This window comes from Halalkalirubrum salinum (assembly GCF_005543295.1).
Lineage (GTDB): Archaea > Halobacteriota > Halobacteria > Halobacteriales > Haloferacaceae > Halalkalirubrum > Halalkalirubrum salinum.
This window is the reverse complement of record NZ_SRSG01000017.1, coordinates 68,041-87,676: the sequence shown is the minus strand read 5'-3', so window position 1 is coordinate 87,676 and position 19,636 is coordinate 68,041. Positions and strand designations below refer to the sequence as shown.

Here is a 19,636-nt window from a genome sequence, read left to right as displayed (position 1 = left end):
GAGGTGACGTATGCGAAAGATCGCAGGCCTGGCGAGCAACCGCGGACGGAATCTGCTGCACATCGCTGAAACCGAACCCGGCGACGCGGTGGTCTCTGTCGTGGTGACAAATCAGGAGGGCGCGCCGATCACTGAATCCGCCAGCGAGTACGGCATCCCGACGGAAGTCGTCACCCGCGAGGACGGCGAATCGAGAGCGTCCCACGAGCAGCGGATCCTCGAGCGACTGGAGGCGTACGACTTCGATCTCGTCTGTCTGGACGGCTACATGCGTGTCTTGACGGAGACATTCATCACCGAGGCGCCAACGATCCTGAACGTTCACCCCTCACTGTTGCCGGCATTCCCCGGAATGGACGCACACGAACAGGTCCTCGACGCCGGCGTTCGGATGGGCGGCTGTACGGTCCACGTGGTTACAGAGGAAATCGACGCTGGCCCGATCGTCACCCAGGAGGCAGTCCCTGTTTACGAGGATGACGACGTCGACAGCCTGAAACAGCGGGTGCTGTACGACGCAGAGTTCAGCGCCTACCCACGAGCGGTGCGGTGGTTCGCGGAGGATCGTGTGACAGTCGATCGGGACGTGGGAACTGTCGAAGTTGACGGCGACACCGGCGGAGACTTCCCCCAGCGGCGGGTTGTCTCCGATGACTTAGCGGACTCGCTTCGCTACGGCGAGAACCCTCACCAGGAGGCTGCAGTGTACGCCGACGACGGCTGCGAAGAGGCGAATGTCGTTACCGCGACACAGCTCAACGAGGGTGCGAAGGCCCTGTCGTACAACAACTACAACGACGCAGACGGTGCGCTAAACCTGATCAAGGAGTTCGATCGCCCCGCTGCGGCGGTCATCAAACACACGAACCCCGCCGGCGCAGCCGTAGCCGACTCCCTCGCGGACGCGTACGATCGCGCGCTGCGGACCGACGCAAAGAGCGCCTTTGGCGGCATCGTCGCGCTCAACCGCGAGTGTGACGCCGCGACCGCCGAACAGATCGTCGACTCGTTCAAGGAGGTCGTCCTCGCGCCCGAATACACCGACGCCGCGTTGGATGTGCTTACTCGCAAGGAGAACCTCCGCGTGTTGGCGGTCGGTGACGTCTCAACGATTACAGAGCGGATGGCCGAAAAGCCGATCGTCGGCGGCCGCCTCGTTCAAGAGCGCAATCTCTCGACAGTCACCGCAGATAATCTCGAGTTTGTGACCGAGCGAACCCCGACGGATAAAGAGATTGAAACGATGCTGTTTGCGTGGAAAACACTCAAACACGTCAAATCGAATGGCATCCTCTTCGCGACGGGCACAGAGACCGTGAGCCTCGGGGTTGGGCAGGTCTCACGCGTTGACGCGGTCGAACTTGCGGTGAAAAAGGCCAATCGCGACGCCGACGGCAAAGACGCAGAAGGGACAGTGATGGCTTCTGACGCGTTCTTCCCCTTCCCCGACGGCGTGGAGGTTGCCGCCGAAGCCGGCGTGCGCGCCGTGATCCAACCTGGGGGATCAGTCAACGATGAGGACGTAATCGCCGCCGCTGACGACCATGACATTGCGATGGCGTTCACCGGCATGCGATCGTTCAGACACGACTGAACTCCGCTGGCAAGTGCTCTGGCTCCTCGGTGGGCTGTGTTTTTGTGACCGCGTACTGCTCGAACGGATTCGCAACTTGTAGCTACTGTTCGAACGGATTCGCAACTTGTAGCTACTGTTCGAACGGATTCGCAACTTGTAGCTACTGTTCGAACGGATTCGCGAGTGCGATCGTCTCTTCGCGATCCGGACCGACGCCAATCGCGTAGATCAGCACATCAAGCTCGTCGCTGATGTATTCGAGGTACGCCTGCGCGTTTTCAGGAATCGCGTCGTAGCCGGACTCTGAAACGTCGGTCCAATCGACCTCTGGCCACGGCTCAAATGATCGGAGCACGGGCTCACAGTCACCCCACCGCTCTGTTGTCGAGGGCATGGTTTCGATCGTCTCCCCGTTGAGTTCGTAGGCGTGGCCGACCTTGATTGCGTCCAGCCCGGCGAGCACGTCGATGTGATTCACCGCAAGGCCGGTAAACCCGTTTGCCCGCGTTGCGTGCCGCAACATGGGCATATCGAGCCAGCCGATCCGGCGCGGACGCCCGGTCACAGTACCGAACTCACCGCCCTTCTCGCGGATGTAATCGGCAAGTTCCTCGTCGGCCTTGTTACCGTCGAGCTCGGTCGGTAGCGGTCCGGTACCAACCCGCGAAAGATAGGCTTTGACGATACCGACGACCTCGCCGCGGCCAATAACAGTTGGGCCGACACCGGTGCCGGTCGCTGCGCCGCCCGCAGTCGGGTTCGAGGAGGTGACAAACGGGTAAATGCCGTGGTCGATGTCGATCGACGTTCCCTGCGCGCCTTCGAACAGCAACTCGTCGCCGCCATCGAGCCGATTACCGAGGAAATCACCGGCGTTGACAGTCATTTCCTCGTCGGCGAGCCGCTCGCCGATCGCCCGGTAGCGCTCGAACAATGCGTCGACATCGAAGGCGTCGGCATGTTCACCTTCGTCGACATCCAGACCGTAGACCGCGTCTGCAAGTGCGCGCTTTTGTGGAACGACGTATTCGAGCCGATCGCGCAGGACGTCCGAATCAAGCAGGTCGCCGACGCGAACCCCGCGGCGGCCGGCCTTGTCCTCGTATGTCGGGCCGATGCCGCGCTTTGTCGTCCCTGCAGCGAGATCCGAGCCGCTCTTTGCCTTTTCTTCGATCCCATCGAGCACGCGGTGATATGGGAGGATCACGTGCGCGCGCTCTGCGACCCGTACGTCGGGGTCGAGTCCGCGATCGCGCAGATCATCGATTTCCGAAAATAGCGTATTCGGGTTTACGACGCACCCGTTGCCAAGCACGCCGACTTTTCCTCGCACAGCTCCGCTCGGCACGAGCGACAGCTTGTATTCGGTGCCTCCTTCGACGACAGTGTGTCCGGCGTTGTCGCCGCCTTGATATCGAACGACGACGTCCGCGTCGCCACCCCACAGGTCGACGAGCGCGCCTTTGCCCTCGTCGCCAAGCTGGGAACCGACGATAGTGACGGTCATGTGCGGAGGTTCTCGAGCGCCCGATAAACACATTACGGTCGTCGACCGCATACAATACACATTTGTGTATATATGTATGTTTCAACAATAGCGGTAGTGCAATGGTATGTATTGTTCATGATTGTGCGTCGTGTTCACACAAACCCGAACTGTTAACTCCTCTCATGAAAAATGTGCGACTCACGCAGTCGATCGGCATCGTAGACAGCAACTTTTAAAACCCAAAAAGACAAGTTAACAAATGGCATGATAGACCGACTTGAAAAAGAAGTTGATATGCTGGAACGGCATCTGCAAGTGCTCCGCATGGTGATCGAGAACGAGCCGATCGGCATCGTCAAGATGTCGAACGAGACTGGATACCCACACCACAAGGTGCGATACTCCCTCCGTGTACTCGAAGAGGAGAACCTGATCGAGCCCTCGAGCCAGGGTGCGATTACGACCGAGCGCACCGCAGAGTTCGTCGATGAACTCGACGAGAAACTCGACGAAACCGTCGAGAAGCTCTCGACGATGCGGATCGACGACGCCGCAGAAATCGAAAATTAGCGTTAACTGTCGGTCGATCAGAGTTCGGGAACGCTCATGTGGAAGTCGTTCTCACGGCTCTCGACTAGACACAGATGGAACCCCAGCTTTCGTCCGATCTTGACGTAGCTTTTTGCCTTATTTCTGCTGAGTAGCCCACCGCCAGTCGCATCGCCTGCGGCCTCCAGCGCGCTGGGATCGAAAAAGCTCGATGTGACGGCGATCGCCCCGCCGAAGGAGTCGCTTCGCTCACAGAGGTCTTTGCCCGATCGGACGAGTGATTCGATCATCCCTGATCGAGCGGGCTGTCTGGAGTCGTTGAAGTTCGCGATCAACAGTGGTTCGCCCATCCGATCCCGCAACACCACGTCGAAGGTGGCCATGAGCGGTTCGTCTCCTTCTCCCTCCGCCGGTTGGAGTTCAACCTCGCCGTCGAACTCCGCACGATCGATGTGCGGGATACTATCGTATAGCCCACTAAGACCGGTGTGATTGCCTGTTTCGATAATTTCGAACAACAACTCCTCGACGGCCCACCGGGTGAAGCGGTACTGGATTGTTTCGGTCAGGAACTCCTCGTAAGGTTCACCTTCGACGGTGCAGCCATCAGTCTCGAAGGTGGTATGTTTCTCCAGTCGGAGGTTCTCTCGTAAGTCTGTTTGATTCCCGTCGCCGTCGTGGATGTCTTCGAGCGTCGTTTTACCTTTGCTCGAATAGCGTACAAAGAGGTTCGTACCAGCGATCGCCTCTGTCGCCGAAATCGATCGCCCAAACTGGTTGCTCGTCGCCGGTTGATCGGATTCGTGCCGATCGATCTCTGCGTTGAGTCGTTCAATCTCTGATTCGAGGCGTTCGACCTTCGATTCGAGCCGATCGACTTCTTTTTCGGCTTCATCGCGCTCCTCACGGGCACTGTCACGTTCGGCCTCGAGGCGTTCGGCCTTCTCTTGGAGCTGTTTGTAGAGCTTTTTTGCCCGGGCGAGTTTTGCTTCGGCCCCGTCTCGCTCGGAATGGCGCGCTGACCGACGCTGCCGCGAACGATCTGACTTGGCTGATTGCGGTGGCTGGTTCGGTTGTTTCACCGTTCGGACGCTGTTTGCACCTCCCTGTTGGGGAGATGCTTTCGCACCCGATGCACCGTTTGAGTCGGGGCGAGATTTTGCCGGATCGAGCGACGGGATCGATCGTGTCTCGCGCCATTGGGCCTCTCCACGAAATGCGCTCGAGTGGTCAGCGCTTACCGTTGAACCCTCAGAAGAGCCAGATTCTCGCTCGGAAGCCCCGGGATGGGTATCGTCTGCCAGCGGATCGTCTGATTCACCGGGCTCTGGAGATGATTCAGCTGTTCTCGGAGCGTCGCTCGCGACAGTCGTTGTCGATTGATCGACCGGCACTTCTGAATCGGTTGTTGTCGACTCATTCGGCTTTGCCGTTGTCTCTTTGGCTGCTGTGTTTGAAACTGATTCGATAGCTGCGGCGGTGTCAGCCTCTGGTTCCGTGTCACTATCCGCGTCACTACCCGCAACAATTGCTCCTTCGCTGGAGTCTGCGTCGGCTGTATCGGCTGCCTCGGTGGTGTCGTCTGTGTTGTCTGGCTCACTCGTCTCTGTGGGGTTGCTCGCGGCTTCTATTTCACTCCCAGTGTCGCTATCATCTCCGCTTGATGGGCCAACTGAGGTATCGGAATCTGCGCTCGGAATCTCTGTCACCGCAATATCGACACTTCTGACAGTATAGATACCGACCTCATCGGTGAGTAGATCGAATGCTTCCTCGTCGGTGTGGAGCTTTCGGCTGTTGCCAACGAACGCGACGCTCATCGCCTTGCCGCCGTAGTAGACCACGTAGTAATCGCCTGACAGGACGTTTTCAGAGAGTTCGAGATAGCCCGTGAACCCACCAGATGAGAGCGTTTCGTTGACTGTCTCAACTGGGGTTTCTTCAGTATAGTATTTTCCGCGCTCTTCGCCTCCCTTTGCACGCATTATACACAAAAGCGGCAAGACCGCCTCAGAGGCCTCATACACTGTGCCCGACGCTTCCGAGAAGGTGTCGAGGTCTCCGTCGACGATTCCAACGAGCTTGCCGTTGGACAAAAATGCCCAGGCGGTCCCGTCGCTGATCGCGCCTGAAAATCGACGATCGGCAAGATCCGTGAGCTCGTCGTGCCCGCCGTCGAAGGGAGCCGAGTCCCACTCGGTGATTATTTCGATTATCTCGCGATCCATTTGGCGTAACCTCCCGTCAGCCGAGGGAAATACTTTCCGGACCGTCAGACGTTGATTACAGCCAAAAGAATCCGAAGCAATCTCTGGCCCACGTTCGCATTGTCGAGCAGAAAATACACAACTTCAGTTGTGGGTGGCGCTTAAACTGCCAAGAGGGCGTAGACAAGGAGGAATCCAAAATACAGGGCGACGAGCCCGCCGAGCGCAACAATCCGAAACCGACTGAGTTCCTTTTCTTCCTCGGCGTACGCCTCGCGAAACGCCTCCTGTTCGCGATCGGTGCTCTCGTGGTAGTGATCGAGCCCAATGTGCAGCGATCGCTGCCGCTCTGTCGAAAGCGGCATCGAGCAGTACGGACAGACGATCGGCTCACTATCCGCTGGAACATCGAAAGCTGACTCCTCGACTTCGCCCGCTTCACTCCGGTTTTCGGCCGTCTGACGAGTCATGAGAGGGACTCACCCGCGAGGAACGGCGGTTCGACGATCGGCGTGGTCACGATCCAGAGGCTGATGACCGTATACGCAACCATGACGAGCGTGATCCCATATTGGCTCCTGATTGCGTCCATTCGAGCCGGGAACAGCTCGTAGGCGATCGCGTGTGCGACCCAGACCGCCAGAAAGTGTCCCACGAGCACGAATGCCAGTTCGACGCCGGTCAGCCAGCCAGGAACACTTGCGAGGACCGGCGGCTGCTGTGGCGGCGACAACGGTGCAGCCCCAACTGCGATTACTGAGGGCGCGAGACCGATGAGAACGACGAGGTTGTGTGCAATGTGATAGCCTGCTGCGATCGCCAGAAATGACGGTGCGAACCGCCGCAACAGTGCCGCCCGCGAGCGGAAGGTATCCGCGTCCGATCGAGCGCGCCCGATCGCCCACTGGAACACCGTCAAAAACGCTCCGTATCCGAGGAGATAGACACTGAAATAGACAAAAAGCGGCGGGAGGCCCGCTCCGACGAGCCACGTCGCGAGATCGCGCCAGAGCCACGTCGCGACAAAGCCGTCGAACGTCGTGACGTACAACAGCGCGATGACGAATGCCGCGTCGGCTCGGCTCTCGACAAGCCCGCCCTCCGACAGTGCTGTTCCGGGAAGCCTGATCGAGATCCCAGAGTCTGTCCGTTCGATCGGGGCAACGCGGCCGAAACAGGCAAATGCCCGCGAGATCGGGTCGGCGTTTCGAAACCACACCGATGTGCCGAACGTAACCGCACCACCCACTGTGATCGCGCCGTACACGGCGATCGCCGTCGCGAGCGCTCGTGGATCGTCGGCTAGTGGACTCACCACCTCAATCCAGATAATCGCTAATAGGCCGACGACGCTCGGCCACGATCCGAGCCGTTCGGGGTAGTTCACGTCGAGTGTTGGCAGCAATTCTGCGACTGTCCGAAACGGATTGAGTGTTGGCCATGTGTTGCCGATGAGGTACGTCGAGGCGACGTACCCACCCCACCAGACGACCCAGACAAAGAGAATGGCGAAGTTCCGGTACCCGGTTGTTGGACCGACGAAGCCGACGTAGATGGTTACCGCGAGGAGGCCAACGCCGATCGTGCGGACCGCCCACCGCGCAAGCCGGCCCGGAGCGGGAACCTCCGTTCCCCACGCGTGGATCGATCGAATAAATGCACGATCGGTCACGAAACTCGCAAGGAGGAACGACGCTCCAACGGCACCGCCGCCGGTGGTGAGAAACAGCCAGGTCGGGACTTCCACGCCGCTTGGTCCTGCGTCCCGCAAGCCCGCGGCGTGGCCGGCCGCCGGGGCAGCGAAGGCGAGGATCGCAGCCACAATCGCGACAGCCACAGCCACCGCTGCCGATCGTCTCAGTATGTGTCCACCTGATTCGGAGATAGAACTCCTGTCTTTGGCAGGATCTCCCTTGAGCCGCATTGTCGACGCTAAGGCCACGCTACCCGAGTAGCTTGCGACTTCGATCGCCGCCTCGGACGGCGCGACGGGTTGGGAGGATTTTTAGCGATCCGATCACAAGGAACGCTCATGAGTACCCAAACCGAGGATGGGCACGACGATCATGGCCACCACCACCTCCCGGCCGTCGAGGACTGGCCGAGGGGCTTTGGCGAAGCAAGCTGGTGGCCGTTCGTCACCGCGATCGGCGGCGCAGGCATCTACATCGGCATGGCGCTTTGGATCCTCCAGGACGTCGTTGGAACGCCGCTAATCGGGATCGGCGTGGCCGTCGGAGCGATTGGATTGTTCTTAGTCGGTATCTACGGCTGGCTGTACCACGCATTCATTGCAAAGTTCTGGTCCCGTGAGATCACGAGCGCTGGACCGGTGTCGTTACGCTGGGGGATGATCGCATTCCTCGGCAGTGAGCTCGCGACGTTCGGCGCGATCTTCACGTACTACTTCTACTACCGCGCGGGAACAGAGTGGGCATTGCCGGACGCGGTCCCGATCGAGTCGCTGACCGGCTCGCTCATCATCGTCAACACGCTAATTTTGATCGCCTCCTCGTTCACCCTCCACTGGGCGCACCACGCTATCCGGCACAACGATCGCAAAAGCTTCGTTCGCGGGATGGGCCTCACCGTACTGTTGGGCATCGTCTTCCTCGGCGGACAGGCCCTTGAGTACTACGAGTTCATCGGTCACTACGGCTTCACCTACGCAGAAGGCGTCTACGGTTCGGCGTTCTTCGGGTTGACTGGACTACACGGCCTCCACGTCGCTATGGGTGTCGTGATTCTCTCGATCGTCTTTGTTCGATCGTTGTACGGTCAGTACTCCGCTGAACGGCACCTCTCTGTGAGTACAGCCTCGATGTACTGGCACTTCGTCGACCTCGTATGGGTGTTCCTCGTCGCCGTGTTGTACGTCGGTGCGGCCCTGTAGGACAAACGCGGTCTCTTCTTTCTACTCCGTCGTTCGCTCGAAGAGCACGTCGTACTGATGCGCCGTATATGTCAACTCGCCGGCTTCGATCTCGTGGTGTCGGCGGTCGGCCCACCCCGCCACGCGATCGGGTGAGAGGACGCTGTCTACGCTTCGGTCGGTCTCGTTGTCGCTGCCGGTCTCGTCGATCGCGTCCCGAACTGCCCCATCGACCGTGTCGACAATGTGGTGCAAGAAGTACGCTTCGTCAGCCGTGTACGCGCCTTCGGGTTCACTCGCTGCGTTGGGGTGGACAACCCAGTCGGAACCGCCAGCAGAGACGATCGACAGCCCACAGCGTTCTGCAATATCAAACAGCTTCCGGCCGGTTGTCGATCCGCCCGCTCTGTCAGCCGCGTCCATTGTCTCATGATACCTCGCCAGCAGCGCACGTTCGAACTTCTCGTCCGCGACTGGTCGAAAACACGTCAGCCCGTCAAAGGTGACCGGTGCATACAGGACACCGGTGGGTGTGAGTGCCGAAGCGAGCCGATTGAGCCCTGCGGGGAGGTCAATCAGGTCGAGAAACGCCATCGCGATCACACAGTCGAACCCGTCGGCATCTGTGGCATGGGCGATCGCGTCCTCGCACACGTAGCGCACGGAAACGCTCGTGTCCTCGGCTTCGATCTCGATCGGTCCTTTGGGTTCAGTCTCGATCGACTCGTCTAAATCGTTTAGATCGTCTGGAGTATCGACTTCGACTCCGCCAGCCAGGCCACGGGCCCGGACTCTGGCTCGATCGATGCACTGCTCGTCGGTGTCGACGCCGACGTATTCGATCGCGCCGCTCGGGAGTACGCCCCATTCGAGCAGCCGATCGAGCATCGTGCCCACCCCTGCGCCGACTTCGAGGATTCTGAGCGGTCGATCGATCGCCGCAGCCGTCGACGCAAGCGAGTGTCGCAGGGCATCACAGGTTGGACGGTGGAGGGCGCGGTCGTCGACGGTCTGCTTTGCGGTGAGGTACCGGGTGAACGAGTACGTCTCGGGTTCGTGTCGGGTCACTCCTCGTCGATCGGTCCGAGTGGGTCGTCACCGACGTCCGTTCCCCATGCTCCGGGGTACTTTTCGACTTTCACGTCGCCGAGGACCTTGGTCTGACACGAGAGTCGCAGGCGGTAATTGGGGTGATGCGGCGGCACAAGTAGCCGTACTGCCTCCCGTTTCGACTTCTCGGAGACGTCACCGTCGACCCGGACCGCACAGGTCCCGCACGATCCCATGCCGTGACAGTTTAGCGTCTTGGCTTTTCCATTGTACACTGACAGTCCCTCGCGTTTGAGCACGTCACGGAGCACTTCGCCTTCTTCGCACTCGATCGACTTGCCTCGAAACTCCACGGTAGGCATACACAATGCTTGGGAGTGGCCTATCAAAGTACTGTCGGACAGCGATCTCAATTGGATCAGATTCCATGGTCAGATTCCGACGATTCCGACGATTCCGGTTCAACGCGCCTAAATACGCGCCGATCGATATTTGTGACATGAACCCCACACGCCGATCGGTTCTCACGGCGATCGGAACCGGTACGATCGTCGGTGTCGCGGGCTGTCTTGGCGACGATGAAATCGATACCAGCTACGACTGTTCGCTCGACGCTCCCGACACGGTGTCGTCGATGGAGGCACCGGTGCTCGGCGAGTCGGACGCGCCGGTGACGGTGCAAGTGTTCGAGGACTTTTCGTGTCCACACTGTGCGACGTTTTCGACCGGAGTGCTCCCAGACCTCGAATCCGAATACGTCGACGCGGGTGACGCACACATTGTCCACCGCGATTTCCCCATCCCCGTCAGCGACGAGTGGTCCTACGAGATTGCAAGCGCCGCTCGCAGCGTCCAAGATTCTGCCGGGGACGATGCGTTCTTCGCGTTCTCGAAGGCAATGTACGAGTCGATCGACAACTACAGCTGGCAACTGGTCGGTGACGAGGCTGATGCGCTCGATGCGGACCCATGCACGACGATCGCCGCGGGGAGCAACCGCACGTACGAGGCCGTCTCTGATGCCGATCGCGAGCGTGCGAGCAACATTGGGATCTCTAGCACGCCTAGTATTGTTGTCGAGGGATCGATTGTCAGTGGATACGACTCAGTCGAGGAGTCCTGCGGGCCGATCGCCGATGCGATCGACGCAGAACTGCCGTAGCGATTATGAGGGCTCTGTTGAAACCCTCAGAGCTTGATAGGAAGTGCGTGCGAGATACAGAGGTTAGATTCAGCACGATCGTGGTGTTCGTTTTACGTTGAAAAAGTTGGACACACGCTCACTACCCCCGCGAATTTTTGCAGAGTTAAATTACGCTGGCCGAGTTGTATAACCCCCCGTTGTTACAATGTTCGCATACGATTTGTGAACCATGGATATCCAGTTTGCTGTCTCGCGAGCGAAACCCGCTATTCGCATCTTTAGTGAAAAGAACGTAACTTTTCTCGCCGGTAGTATTGCATACAGCGCGTTCATCTCACTTGTTCCACTAGTCATGTTCTTCCTCCTTGGGGTCTCTGTGTTCGGTGCGCCCGAACTACAGCAGCAGATAATCGAGGTGGCGACCGACAGCGTCTCTCCATCGGTCGGTGGCGTTATGGAGGTGATGATCGAAGAGCAACGTGACGCCGGCCCAAGCTCGACGATCAGTGCCTCTCTCATCGGTGTTTTCACTCTTGTCTGGGGAGCGATTAAGATATTCCGTGGGCTCGATACAGCCTTCTCTGAGATCTATGAGACAACCGATCAGGGGTCGTTCCTCGGGCAGATCAAAAAGAGCCTTGTGGTACTTTTCACCCTCACGCTGGGCGTCATCACGATGGTCGGCACGACTATCGTCGTCGCATTCTTCTCGTCAGTCCCCTTCATTGGGCTCTTGGCCTCTCTGCTACTGATCGTCGGTCTCTGTGGCGTGTTTTTCCCGATGTACTACCTGTTTCCAAACATCGACGTGTCGCCACGGGAAGTGCTTTCAGGGACGATCGTCGGGGCCGTCGGTTGGGCGATCCTGCAAGTGCTTTTTCAGGTGTACGTCTCTCTGAGCGGCAGCGGCGGCGGGAGTCTCATCGCAAGTATCCTTCTGTTGGTCACCTGGCTGTACTTCAGCGCTGTCGTATTGTTGCTCGGAGCTGCGGTCAATGCTGTTGGCCATGCCGACGCAACCGTCGACGAGCGGGAGGAGTCTTCGGTATTGGATACTGAGATGACCCGCGGCGAGGCAGCAACGTATCTACGGCGGCTTCGTGAGGACCTCACCGGCCGATTCGAAGGAATGCGGCCAACAAGTAAGGGAACCGTCGTCGAACGTAACTCTCCGAGAGGCGCCATCTCAATCACTGAATGGGCCCGAGAAACCGAGGACGGAAAAACTCACGAGGTCCAGTTAGAGTGGGACGCAGACAGCAACAGCGAGGACTGAGCCACAGCGGAGGTTCACCCTATTGAGGCAAGGAATTGGTGGAAGTACGTGCTTGCTTGTATGTTCAATTCCGGTCTCTATTATTTATTCATCTCGTTAGGTATCAACTCCCCAACGACCGATTCGCGCTCTGTATTCAGCAGCGCCTGATTGAACTGGCGGGGTGCTGTCAGGAATGCCATGCGAGATACAGAGCATGTCTGCAGCACTGAATGACAACTTGCCCCAATCGAGACTCTTGCTATCCAATCTGCCACCCGATGAACCTCTCAAACCCAAAAGTAAAGCCGAGAAAGACGACAGCGAACACGAACCAACGGAACACATCGAAGGTACCAGTGAACGCAAGCCCGTTGAAAATGTACGACAACGATGCACCAACGAATGCAGCGACGTAGAGGTTCCGTCGGATGTCCATACAGGTACTTCTAACGGCAGTGTGTTAATTCTTCACTAGTGGTATACACGAATGCGTACCTTGGTTGTTGAGTACATCTCACGAATTCCTTCGGTGCTGCATACGCGCTCTATATTCAGCACGGTCCCAACAAAATATCAGCGATAGAGGATTTCAACAGAGCAATTATCAGCTAATCGCCAGTCGGTGTTGGCAGTGACCGCAGCGATCGCGGCGGAACTAGGAAGTTCCCCCGGTGAGTCGTGAAAATGTATCGCAAAATTCCGTTGTTCACCCGCTGTTGGATCTGTGGCATGTCGGTGAGATCGGCGCCGTTCATCGCCTCTCGTACCCGATCGAAGGCAGAAATCTCGCGCTGATACGACGGGAAATGCAGCGCGGCGACGTCGCCGTCGGTCGACTCGACGTGTCGACGCAACAACAGCGGTTCGCCGTTTTCATCACGATTCGCTCGCGCGGCCTTCTCGGCGTGCCCGACGAGCCCATACTCTTTTGCGTGTTCGCGGATGCGATCGAACACTTCTGGAGTGATTCCATTGCTCTCGCCGAGATTCTCGCCGACGCCTTCAACTGCCCCGCGATCTGCGAGTTCAGGACTGAACATCCGAGCGACCATCGTCTCGTAGTCGTTTTCTGGATACCACTTGTCGAGTTCCTGTCTAATCCGAGAGACGTGTTTCGTCGTCCCCCCGGCAAAGGGCCCCGCCTCGATCGCCACCGCAGACTCGCTGGCCTGATTTCCAATAAATCCAGCTTTGAATCCCATAAACAGCGGCGAGGCCTCGGGGACTGGATCGCCGTCTGGGATTCCGTCGATATCCTGGTTCGCCGCGGGAAGGCCCGGGCCGATAAATCCGGTTCGGCGATCTGCGACGGTGAACACCTCGCCGAGGCGATCGGACACCGAAATCTCGTTGAGTGCGTCGGGACGATCGCCCTCTTCGCCGAACATCGCAGCCTCGATCGCCAGCAGCGCTTCGCCCCGATCGGAGGTGAGGTGCAACAGCGCGTCTTGGGTGTCGAAGGTCGGGTCCTCGATCGATGAGAGTGTCTTGGGTTCGGGGAGGTCGACAGATTCTGGTAACGAGGTTTCGAAGCGATTGAAGTACGCCGGCGAGTAGCCGATCTCTGCGATCGCGCCCCGGTTGCTCCGCTCGTAGGCGCGCTCGATCGTCCCGAGGGCGGCCCCAACGGTTTCGCGATCGTCCTCAGTCGGCGAACCATCGCCGCGTATCGAGAGGTACAGCAGTAGATGATGTTCGGGGAGGACTACGTTGCCCGCTTCGTCGCGATCGAGTGTGTCGTTCCATTCGTGTTGGCCCGTCGGGAGTGACGAGGGATCGTCTGTACCGGTCGGGATCGGTTCCTCATCATCGAACCGCTCGAGACAAGCCGACAGCGCTGCGGTTCCGCCGACAGCGACAGCGGCTTTGAGGAAGGATCGTCGCGATCGCCCAGCGTCACGCTTTCCCATCGGTTCACCCTTCAAATAAACCGTCAAACAGCCGCGTGAACCGATCGGTCGCCCGTGCTGTCTTCGACGGAGTCACCTCGTCTAACAACGCTGCAGTCGACTGTGGATCTGCCAGCGAAAGGATCGTACGACCACGGGAATCTTTATCCCGCTCGACGATTCCGTCTTCTGCGAGCCGGGTCGTATGCCACGAGAGGGTGCTTCGAGCGATACCAACGCTGTTTGTGACCTCGGTCGATCGCATTGGCCCGTTCTCTAACAAACACGTAAGGATGTCTCGACTCGTCTCGCGGCGGTACCGCGAGAGCACGCGTCGTTCCCAGGGATCGTACGACGGCGGAAAGTAGTGGGTCCGCCCATCACGCGGTTCCGAAACGAGAATGTCCGATCTCAGCAGTCGCTTTAGGTGGTACTGTACCTGTCCAGGTGCCAATTCCAGTTCGCGGACGAGACCATTAAAATGAATACCTGGACGCTCGCGGACGTGTCGTTCGATTAGTTGTCGTGTTTCGTTCATACGTTGTCACTAATTCGTATTGTGTTCGGGAGTAGTCGTGTTCGGTTCGGCTTCATGGTTTTCTCGGCCCATCGCTGTACCCGTTCGACTCGGGAGATCTCGACGCGCGCCGTTCGGCTTGTCTGGCATAGTACACGGCTGCGATGACGACCACAGCCACGAGGGCATCGATCGCATGTTCGAGGAGGTGATGCGTTCCGTCCAGGATCATCCCCGTGAGCGATGCGAACCCGACCGCGGAGCGGGCGAACAAGAGCCCAAACGCGATCGTCAACAGCAGGTACGCGGCCGATCGCCGTCTGAGGAACGCCGCGGCGCTGATACCGAAGACGATCGCCGACAGCACCCCCGCGATCGTAATCACGGAGAGCGCAGTGCCGCCGGTGACGCTGTGAGCCGGTGCGACACCGTCCATAGGCGATTTTGGTACTACAGACAGCTAACGTATTCGGTTCGAGCCCCGCCTTCGACGACTGAACCAGAACCCGTAACCGACCGGATCAACTACCAGCTATATGCACAGACGGAGGCTTCTGGCCAGCTCAGGGGCTGTTATTGCCGCGGGGCTCGCTGGCTGCACCGACGGAATTTCGGTGCTCGGGGAAACAACGTACGGCCGCGAACCGCCGCTCGTGGAGGATCGCCCCGATGCGATCTACGTCCCAACGCACACCGAAGCGATGCAGATGACCGGGCGCGGGCAGGCCGACAACGGTCTCGCGGTGGCACTCATGTATACGTTCCCGCACCGGTTCTGGCGGGTCTTTTCGACCGATTCAGGCTACGAAGCCCGCCAGTTCGACGTCGAAGCCGAGGACGCGGTACACCTGATGGTCGGCGTCTGGGATACCGAAACCGAGACCGCATTGCCGGTTTCGGGGGTCAACGTCGCCGTCACCGGCGGCAACGATGTAAACGAACGCGAGACGGTGTACCCGATGCTCTCTCAGCAGATGGGCTTTCACTACGGCGACAACTACCACCTCGACGGCGACGGCACCTACACCGCTGAGGTAACGATCGAAGGAATCTCCGGGACCGCATACGGCGACTATGAAGGCCGCTTCGACGGCGCAACGACCGTTTCGATCGACTTCGAGTACAGTGAATCCGATCGCAACGACCTGTCCTTCGAGGAATACCCCGACCGACAGGGCGAACCGGGCGCGCTTGAGGTTATGTCGATGGGAGGAATGCCACTTGGCTTCGTCGAGGAACTCCCTGACGATCGGCTCGGAAGCGCGCTGGCGGACGATATCCAGTATCGGGCTGCGGCGATCGACGCCGATCGCTTTGGCTCAGAGCCATACCTTGCGGTCACGGCGGGAACGCGGTACAACGATCTGGCGATTCCGCTTCTTGGATTAGCGGCCTCAGTCGAGGGCGGCGATTCGATCCGACTCTCGCCGGCGATCGATCCCGAACTCGGGTTCCACTACGGCGCGTCAGTAGCCGATCTGAACGCAGACTCGGCGGTCACTGCTTCTGTGGAAACCCCGACGCAGATCGCCAGACACGAAGGCTATGAGACGGCATTCTTTGGGACCCCAACCGTCGAGTTCGAGTAGCGCACACACTTTCGGTCATCAAGTTCGAGTAGCGCACACACTTTCGGTCATCAAGTTCGAGTAGCGCACACACTTTCCGTCAGGATCTCCAACAACGAGTATGGACCGCGAGCCTCGATTCGATCGGATTCGGCTCGCGATCGTCGTCTGGACGGTGTTGGTTTCGCAGGTACTATTGTATCCCGGGCTCGATGGGCTGGTCGTTGCCCTCGGGGCACCGGGTGGTATCAGCGCTGGTATGTGGTTTCTCGTCGCGGAGTTCGGTGCCTTCGTGGCCTTCGCGGCCGTCTGGGGTGCGGCCAGCGATACGCTCGGCCGGCGGACACCGCTCGTCGTCCTCGGCGCGATCGGTGGGGCCAGTAGCTACCTGTTGTTGCCCGTTCTGGCGTCGATCGACGCGGGCTTTCAGGCGGTGTTGCTCCTGCGAGTTGTCGGCGGCACATTCACGATCGGTGCGTTCTCGCTCTCCATCACGATGCTTATGGATCTCAGTGGCGGACACGGTCGGAACATGGGCGCAGCGGGAATTGCGATCGGCCTCGGCGCGGCGATCGGCTCCGTTGTTGGCGGACAACTCGCCGCGGTAGATCCGTTCGCGCCAGTGTATGCCGGGGCAGGCGCGCTCGTTGTTGCTGGAGCGACTGCGGCGACCGTCACCGATCGGGCTCCGTTGGGCGGGCCGTCACTGACTGCCGTGTTAGGGACGCTCCGCGATCGGCCAGCGTTACAGATCCCTTACGCGTTCGGGTTTATTGATCGGCTCACGGCTGGCTTCTTTTCGCTTGTCGGCGTCTACTACTTCAGCGACGTGTTTGGGCTCGACGCAGCCGGCGTGGGGATCGCGCTCGCGTCGTTTTTCCTCCCGTTTGCGCTGCTACAATACCCCTTGGGATCGTTGTCCGATCGGATCGGCCGGTTCGTCCCGGTCGTGATCGGCTCGGTCTGTTATGGGGGCGCGATTATTGCGGTCGGGCTCGCACCGATCGTCGAGGTTGCGATCGCACTCATGATTCTCGTCGGGGTTTGCGGCGCGCTTGTCGCGCCAGCGACGATGGCACTCGTGACAGATACGGTTCCGCCAGGTGAGCGTGGGGTCGCGATGGGTGGGTTCAACGTTTTCGGAAGCCTTGGCTTCCTGGCTGGGTTTCTAATCGGTGGCTCTGTCGCCGACACGTACAGTTATCTCACGGCGTTTGTCGTTGTCGGCGCTGCCGAGATCCTGATCGCGATCGTCGCGCTTCGCGCAGTCAGGCGGTTAACCCGCACAACGGATTCATCGACAGTGACGACAGGCTAACAGCAGTTAGTGGACCTGTTCAGGCTTTAGCCGATCGGCGAACTTCGATCGTACCTTCTCGAGCTTTGGTGGGATGTGGAACGAACAGTACGCCTGATTGGGGTTCTTTTCGTAGTAGTCCTGGTGGTGTGGCTCGGCCTCGTAAAACGTCTCAAGCCGTTCGACCTCGGTAACGACGCTGTCGTCGTACGCGTCAGCGGCATCGAGTTCTTGAATGAATGCCTCAGCCTCCTCGCGCTGGCGCTCGTCGTGATAGAAGATCGCCGATCGGTACTGACTGCCAACGTCCGGCCCCTGACGATTTCGCTGGGTCGGGTCATGCACCGTGAAGAAGACTTCCAGCAAATCCGCGTAGCTGCGTCGATCGGGATCGTACTCGACCTGGACAACTTCGGCGTGGCCGGTATTGCCAGAACAGACCTGCTCGTACGTTGGATTCTCGACGTGGCCCCCGGCGTATCCGGAGATGACCGACTCCACACCGTCGATCTCTTTGAACGGGGCTTCGATGCACCAAAAGCAGCCGCCGCCGAATGTCGCAATCTCAGTTGACATACCCACATCTAGGGGTTCTACTGGTATGAACCCGACGCCTGCATAGGTGGCTCGAGTAGCTGTCGGATATCGCTACCGTCCGGCGATCGCCTCGACAATCGTCTCATCGTCAACGACGAGGTTGTACGCTCCCTCGTCATCGTTCCAGAGAACGAGGACATTTTCGAACGCCAACACGGAGCCGTACGCAGCCGCCTGCAGATCGCTGTTCAACGTCGTTTCTCGTGTGAGCACCGCGTAGTGTTCGAGCTTTTGACTCCCATCGCCGATCTTGAACAGGGCGTTTCGATCCGCAGAGCCGTCGGTGAGATCGTGGCTCAGCTTCACCGAAAGGAGGTCGATGCGATCGGTGACGTGTGATTCCATGTCGGCCATCCGTGCGTAGCGCCGTGGGTTCGATCGCACTTGGAACCGACGCTCGCCGTCAGTCCGCAGAACGCTGTAGGCGAACTGCACGTCGGTGTTGATGTACGCCTCCGGACCAGTGTCGTCGGACTCGTCGCCGCCGGCCAATTTGTCACCGTGGTCAGAGCCATCTGTCGAACCGTCGGCCAACCGCTGCTGGAACGGTGGGACCGCCAAGTCGTCACGAACGTCGAAGGACCAGCCGCGATCGCTCGGCCCCATCCCATCCCACAGTCGCAGGGTCGGCGCATAGACGGTTACGTCGCCATCCGGTGGCGCGACTGCGCGCTCGACCTCTCGAAGGCCAGTCGCGGTGTTCAGATCTGCCGGCTCGAAGGCGATGAGCGAGCCCTCGGAGGCGAGCCATGAGAGCGATCGCTCGACCGCAGCGGCCGGATCGTCGAGTTCGCTCAAGACGTTTCCAAAGAGGATGAGGTCGAAGGGTCCGTCCGTCTCGGCTCCGGACTCCTCACGATCGGCTGGCTCGATCGAGTTAGTCTTCTCGCTCAAATCAGTCGAGTCGATCGACTCGATCGACTCAGGAGAGAACGACTCAATCGTCGTCTCGTGGACCTTTGTGTGAACGTTTCGTCCGGTCTCTTCGAGCAATCGTTTCAACCCGCCGGCGGCAGCGCTGGGTTCGATCGCGTGGTACTCGATGAGCACGTCCTCCCCGACGTAGTCGGCGAGTCCCAGCGCCGGCCCGCCGGACCCCGCACCCACGTCGAGAACCCGCAGGCGTTTCGGGAGCAAGCCGCGCTCGGCGATCGTCTCAAGCACGTAGCCGATCACGGCGTAGTAATCCGGCAGGTGGTAGATCGCGTAGCCGTGGGCGGCGACCGCGTCGTACTCGACGTCGTTGCCGAAGTAGTAGTCCGCTTTGAGCCGCCGGATCGCTGCTCGCAGGCGATCGCCGCTGTCGCCGACGTGCCAGTTCGCGCCGTAGGCGTCGACGAGGAGGTCCTCGAGTGCGAACGCGTACTCTTCGGGGAACGCGGTTGGGGACCACCCCTGCGCGGGCAGTGGCTCCTCGTCGACGGGAACGAACGTCCCGTCTTCGCGTTCGCACAACCCGAGATCGAACGCCTCCTCCCGGAGTGTCTGGCGGACGACCGCCGGGTGCGGGTAGCCCTCGATGTACTCGGCGATCTCTTCTGGGTCGATCGGTCTGACTCGTCGGAGGTATTTGGCGTTCGATCGGACGGCCTCCCTGTCGATCATCGTTGCTCACCAGGTAGT

The 19,636-nt window shown here is 59.5% G+C and carries 19 protein-coding genes; 7 read left to right on the top strand and 12 right to left on the bottom strand.

The genetic code is table 11. From position 1 onward, the window contains the following. Positions 1-10 precede the first annotated feature (10 nt). A complete protein-coding gene (gene purN / locus E5K03_RS07335) occupies positions 11-1,594 on the top strand; it encodes a phosphoribosylglycinamide formyltransferase (protein ID WP_138005914.1) in 1,584 nt (527 codons plus the stop codon). 142 nt (positions 1,595-1,736) lie between these two features. Here the strand turns inward: purN and E5K03_RS07330 are convergent, their stop codons facing one another. Further along, entirely contained in the window at positions 1,737-3,083 is a 1,347-nt protein-coding gene (locus E5K03_RS07330) for an adenylosuccinate synthase (RefSeq protein ID WP_138005911.1), read from the bottom strand. A 246-nt stretch (positions 3,084-3,329) separates the two neighbouring features. On the opposite strand from E5K03_RS07330, the gene E5K03_RS07325 reads away from it, so the two are divergent. Continuing rightward, positions 3,330-3,635 (top strand): hypothetical protein, encoded by a 306-nt coding sequence (locus E5K03_RS07325; RefSeq protein ID WP_137199005.1) that lies wholly within the window; start codon positions 3,330-3,332, stop codon positions 3,633-3,635. 17 nt (positions 3,636-3,652) lie between these two features. On the opposite strand, the gene E5K03_RS07320 is transcribed toward E5K03_RS07325, so the two are convergent. From E5K03_RS07320 to E5K03_RS07310, 3 genes are all read right to left on the bottom strand, one after another. Then, complete coding sequence (locus E5K03_RS07320; RefSeq protein ID WP_138005909.1) at positions 3,653-5,842, bottom strand: bZIP transcription factor; 2,190 nt, start codon at positions 5,840-5,842, stop codon at positions 3,653-3,655. A 140-nt stretch (positions 5,843-5,982) separates the two neighbouring features. Beyond that, on the bottom strand, positions 5,983-6,291 hold the full coding sequence (locus tag E5K03_RS07315) for a DUF7410 domain-containing protein (protein ID WP_138005906.1): 309 nt from the start codon (positions 6,289-6,291) through the stop codon (positions 5,983-5,985). After that, positions 6,288-7,658, bottom strand: a complete 1,371-nt coding sequence (locus E5K03_RS07310; protein ID WP_138005904.1) for a hypothetical protein — start codon at positions 7,656-7,658, stop codon at positions 6,288-6,290. Before E5K03_RS07310 ends, E5K03_RS07315 begins: the two co-directional genes overlap by 4 nt. 195 nt (positions 7,659-7,853) lie before the next feature. Between E5K03_RS07310 and E5K03_RS07305 the strand changes: the two genes are divergently transcribed. Next, positions 7,854-8,714 carry a cytochrome c oxidase subunit 3 gene (locus E5K03_RS07305; protein ID WP_138005902.1) on the top strand — a complete coding sequence of 287 codons (861 nt, stop codon included), beginning with the start codon at positions 7,854-7,856 and terminating at the stop codon, positions 8,712-8,714. A gap of 21 nt (positions 8,715-8,735) precedes the next feature. On the opposite strand, the gene E5K03_RS07300 is transcribed toward E5K03_RS07305, so the two are convergent. Next, complete coding sequence (locus E5K03_RS07300; protein ID WP_138005900.1) at positions 8,736-9,761, bottom strand: class I SAM-dependent methyltransferase; 1,026 nt, start codon at positions 9,759-9,761, stop codon at positions 8,736-8,738. After that, the gene (locus E5K03_RS07295) at positions 9,758-10,105 is read right to left on the bottom strand and encodes a 2Fe-2S iron-sulfur cluster-binding protein (protein ID WP_138005897.1); all 348 of its coding nucleotides are present in this window, start codon (positions 10,103-10,105) and stop codon (positions 9,758-9,760) included. The genes E5K03_RS07300 and E5K03_RS07295 overlap by 4 nt, the downstream gene beginning before the upstream one ends. A 137-nt stretch (positions 10,106-10,242) precedes the next feature. Between E5K03_RS07295 and E5K03_RS07290 the strand changes: the two genes are divergently transcribed. After that, complete coding sequence (locus E5K03_RS07290) at positions 10,243-10,905, top strand: DsbA family protein (RefSeq protein ID WP_171006630.1); 663 nt, start codon at positions 10,243-10,245, stop codon at positions 10,903-10,905. 211 nt (positions 10,906-11,116) lie between these two features. Beyond that, a complete protein-coding gene (locus E5K03_RS07285) occupies positions 11,117-12,163 on the top strand; it encodes a YihY/virulence factor BrkB family protein (protein WP_138005894.1) in 1,047 nt (348 codons plus the stop codon). 241 nt (positions 12,164-12,404) lie between these two features. On the opposite strand, the gene E5K03_RS17155 is transcribed toward E5K03_RS07285, so the two are convergent. The 4 genes from E5K03_RS17155 to E5K03_RS07270 all read right to left on the bottom strand — a co-directional run bounded on the left by E5K03_RS17155 (position 12,405) and on the right by E5K03_RS07270 (position 14,987). After that, positions 12,405-12,581, bottom strand: coding sequence for a hypothetical protein (locus tag E5K03_RS17155; RefSeq protein ID WP_171006629.1), 177 nt, complete (start codon positions 12,579-12,581; stop codon positions 12,405-12,407). Between the two features lie 172 nt (positions 12,582-12,753). Further along, positions 12,754-14,055 (bottom strand): DUF7405 family protein, encoded by a 1,302-nt coding sequence (locus E5K03_RS07280; RefSeq protein ID WP_138005892.1) that lies wholly within the window; start codon positions 14,053-14,055, stop codon positions 12,754-12,756. Positions 14,056-14,059: 4 nt separating this feature from the next. Further along, positions 14,060-14,572: a winged helix-turn-helix transcriptional regulator gene (locus E5K03_RS07275; RefSeq protein WP_138005891.1), complete on the bottom strand. Its 513-nt coding sequence runs from the start codon at positions 14,570-14,572 to the stop codon at positions 14,060-14,062. Positions 14,573-14,624: 52 nt separating this feature from the next. Then, positions 14,625-14,987 (bottom strand): DUF7471 family protein, encoded by a 363-nt coding sequence (locus tag E5K03_RS07270; RefSeq protein WP_138005890.1) that lies wholly within the window; start codon positions 14,985-14,987, stop codon positions 14,625-14,627. A 100-nt stretch (positions 14,988-15,087) separates the two neighbouring features. Between E5K03_RS07270 and E5K03_RS07265 the strand changes: the two genes are divergently transcribed. Then, positions 15,088-16,140: an iron transporter gene (locus E5K03_RS07265; protein WP_138005888.1), complete on the top strand. Its 1,053-nt coding sequence runs from the start codon at positions 15,088-15,090 to the stop codon at positions 16,138-16,140. Between the two features lie 100 nt (positions 16,141-16,240). Further along, entirely contained in the window at positions 16,241-17,437 is a 1,197-nt protein-coding gene (locus E5K03_RS07260; protein ID WP_138005886.1) for an MFS transporter, read from the top strand. A gap of 6 nt (positions 17,438-17,443) precedes the next feature. Here the strand turns inward: E5K03_RS07260 and msrA are convergent, their stop codons facing one another. Both msrA and E5K03_RS07250 read right to left on the bottom strand, forming a co-directional pair. Next, a complete protein-coding gene (gene msrA / locus E5K03_RS07255) occupies positions 17,444-17,992 on the bottom strand; it encodes a peptide-methionine (S)-S-oxide reductase MsrA (RefSeq protein WP_138005883.1) in 549 nt (182 codons plus the stop codon). Positions 17,993-18,064: 72 nt separating this feature from the next. Next, positions 18,065-19,618, bottom strand: coding sequence for a small ribosomal subunit Rsm22 family protein (locus tag E5K03_RS07250; protein ID WP_138005880.1), 1,554 nt, complete (start codon positions 19,616-19,618; stop codon positions 18,065-18,067). Between the last annotated feature and the right edge of the window lie 18 nt (positions 19,619-19,636).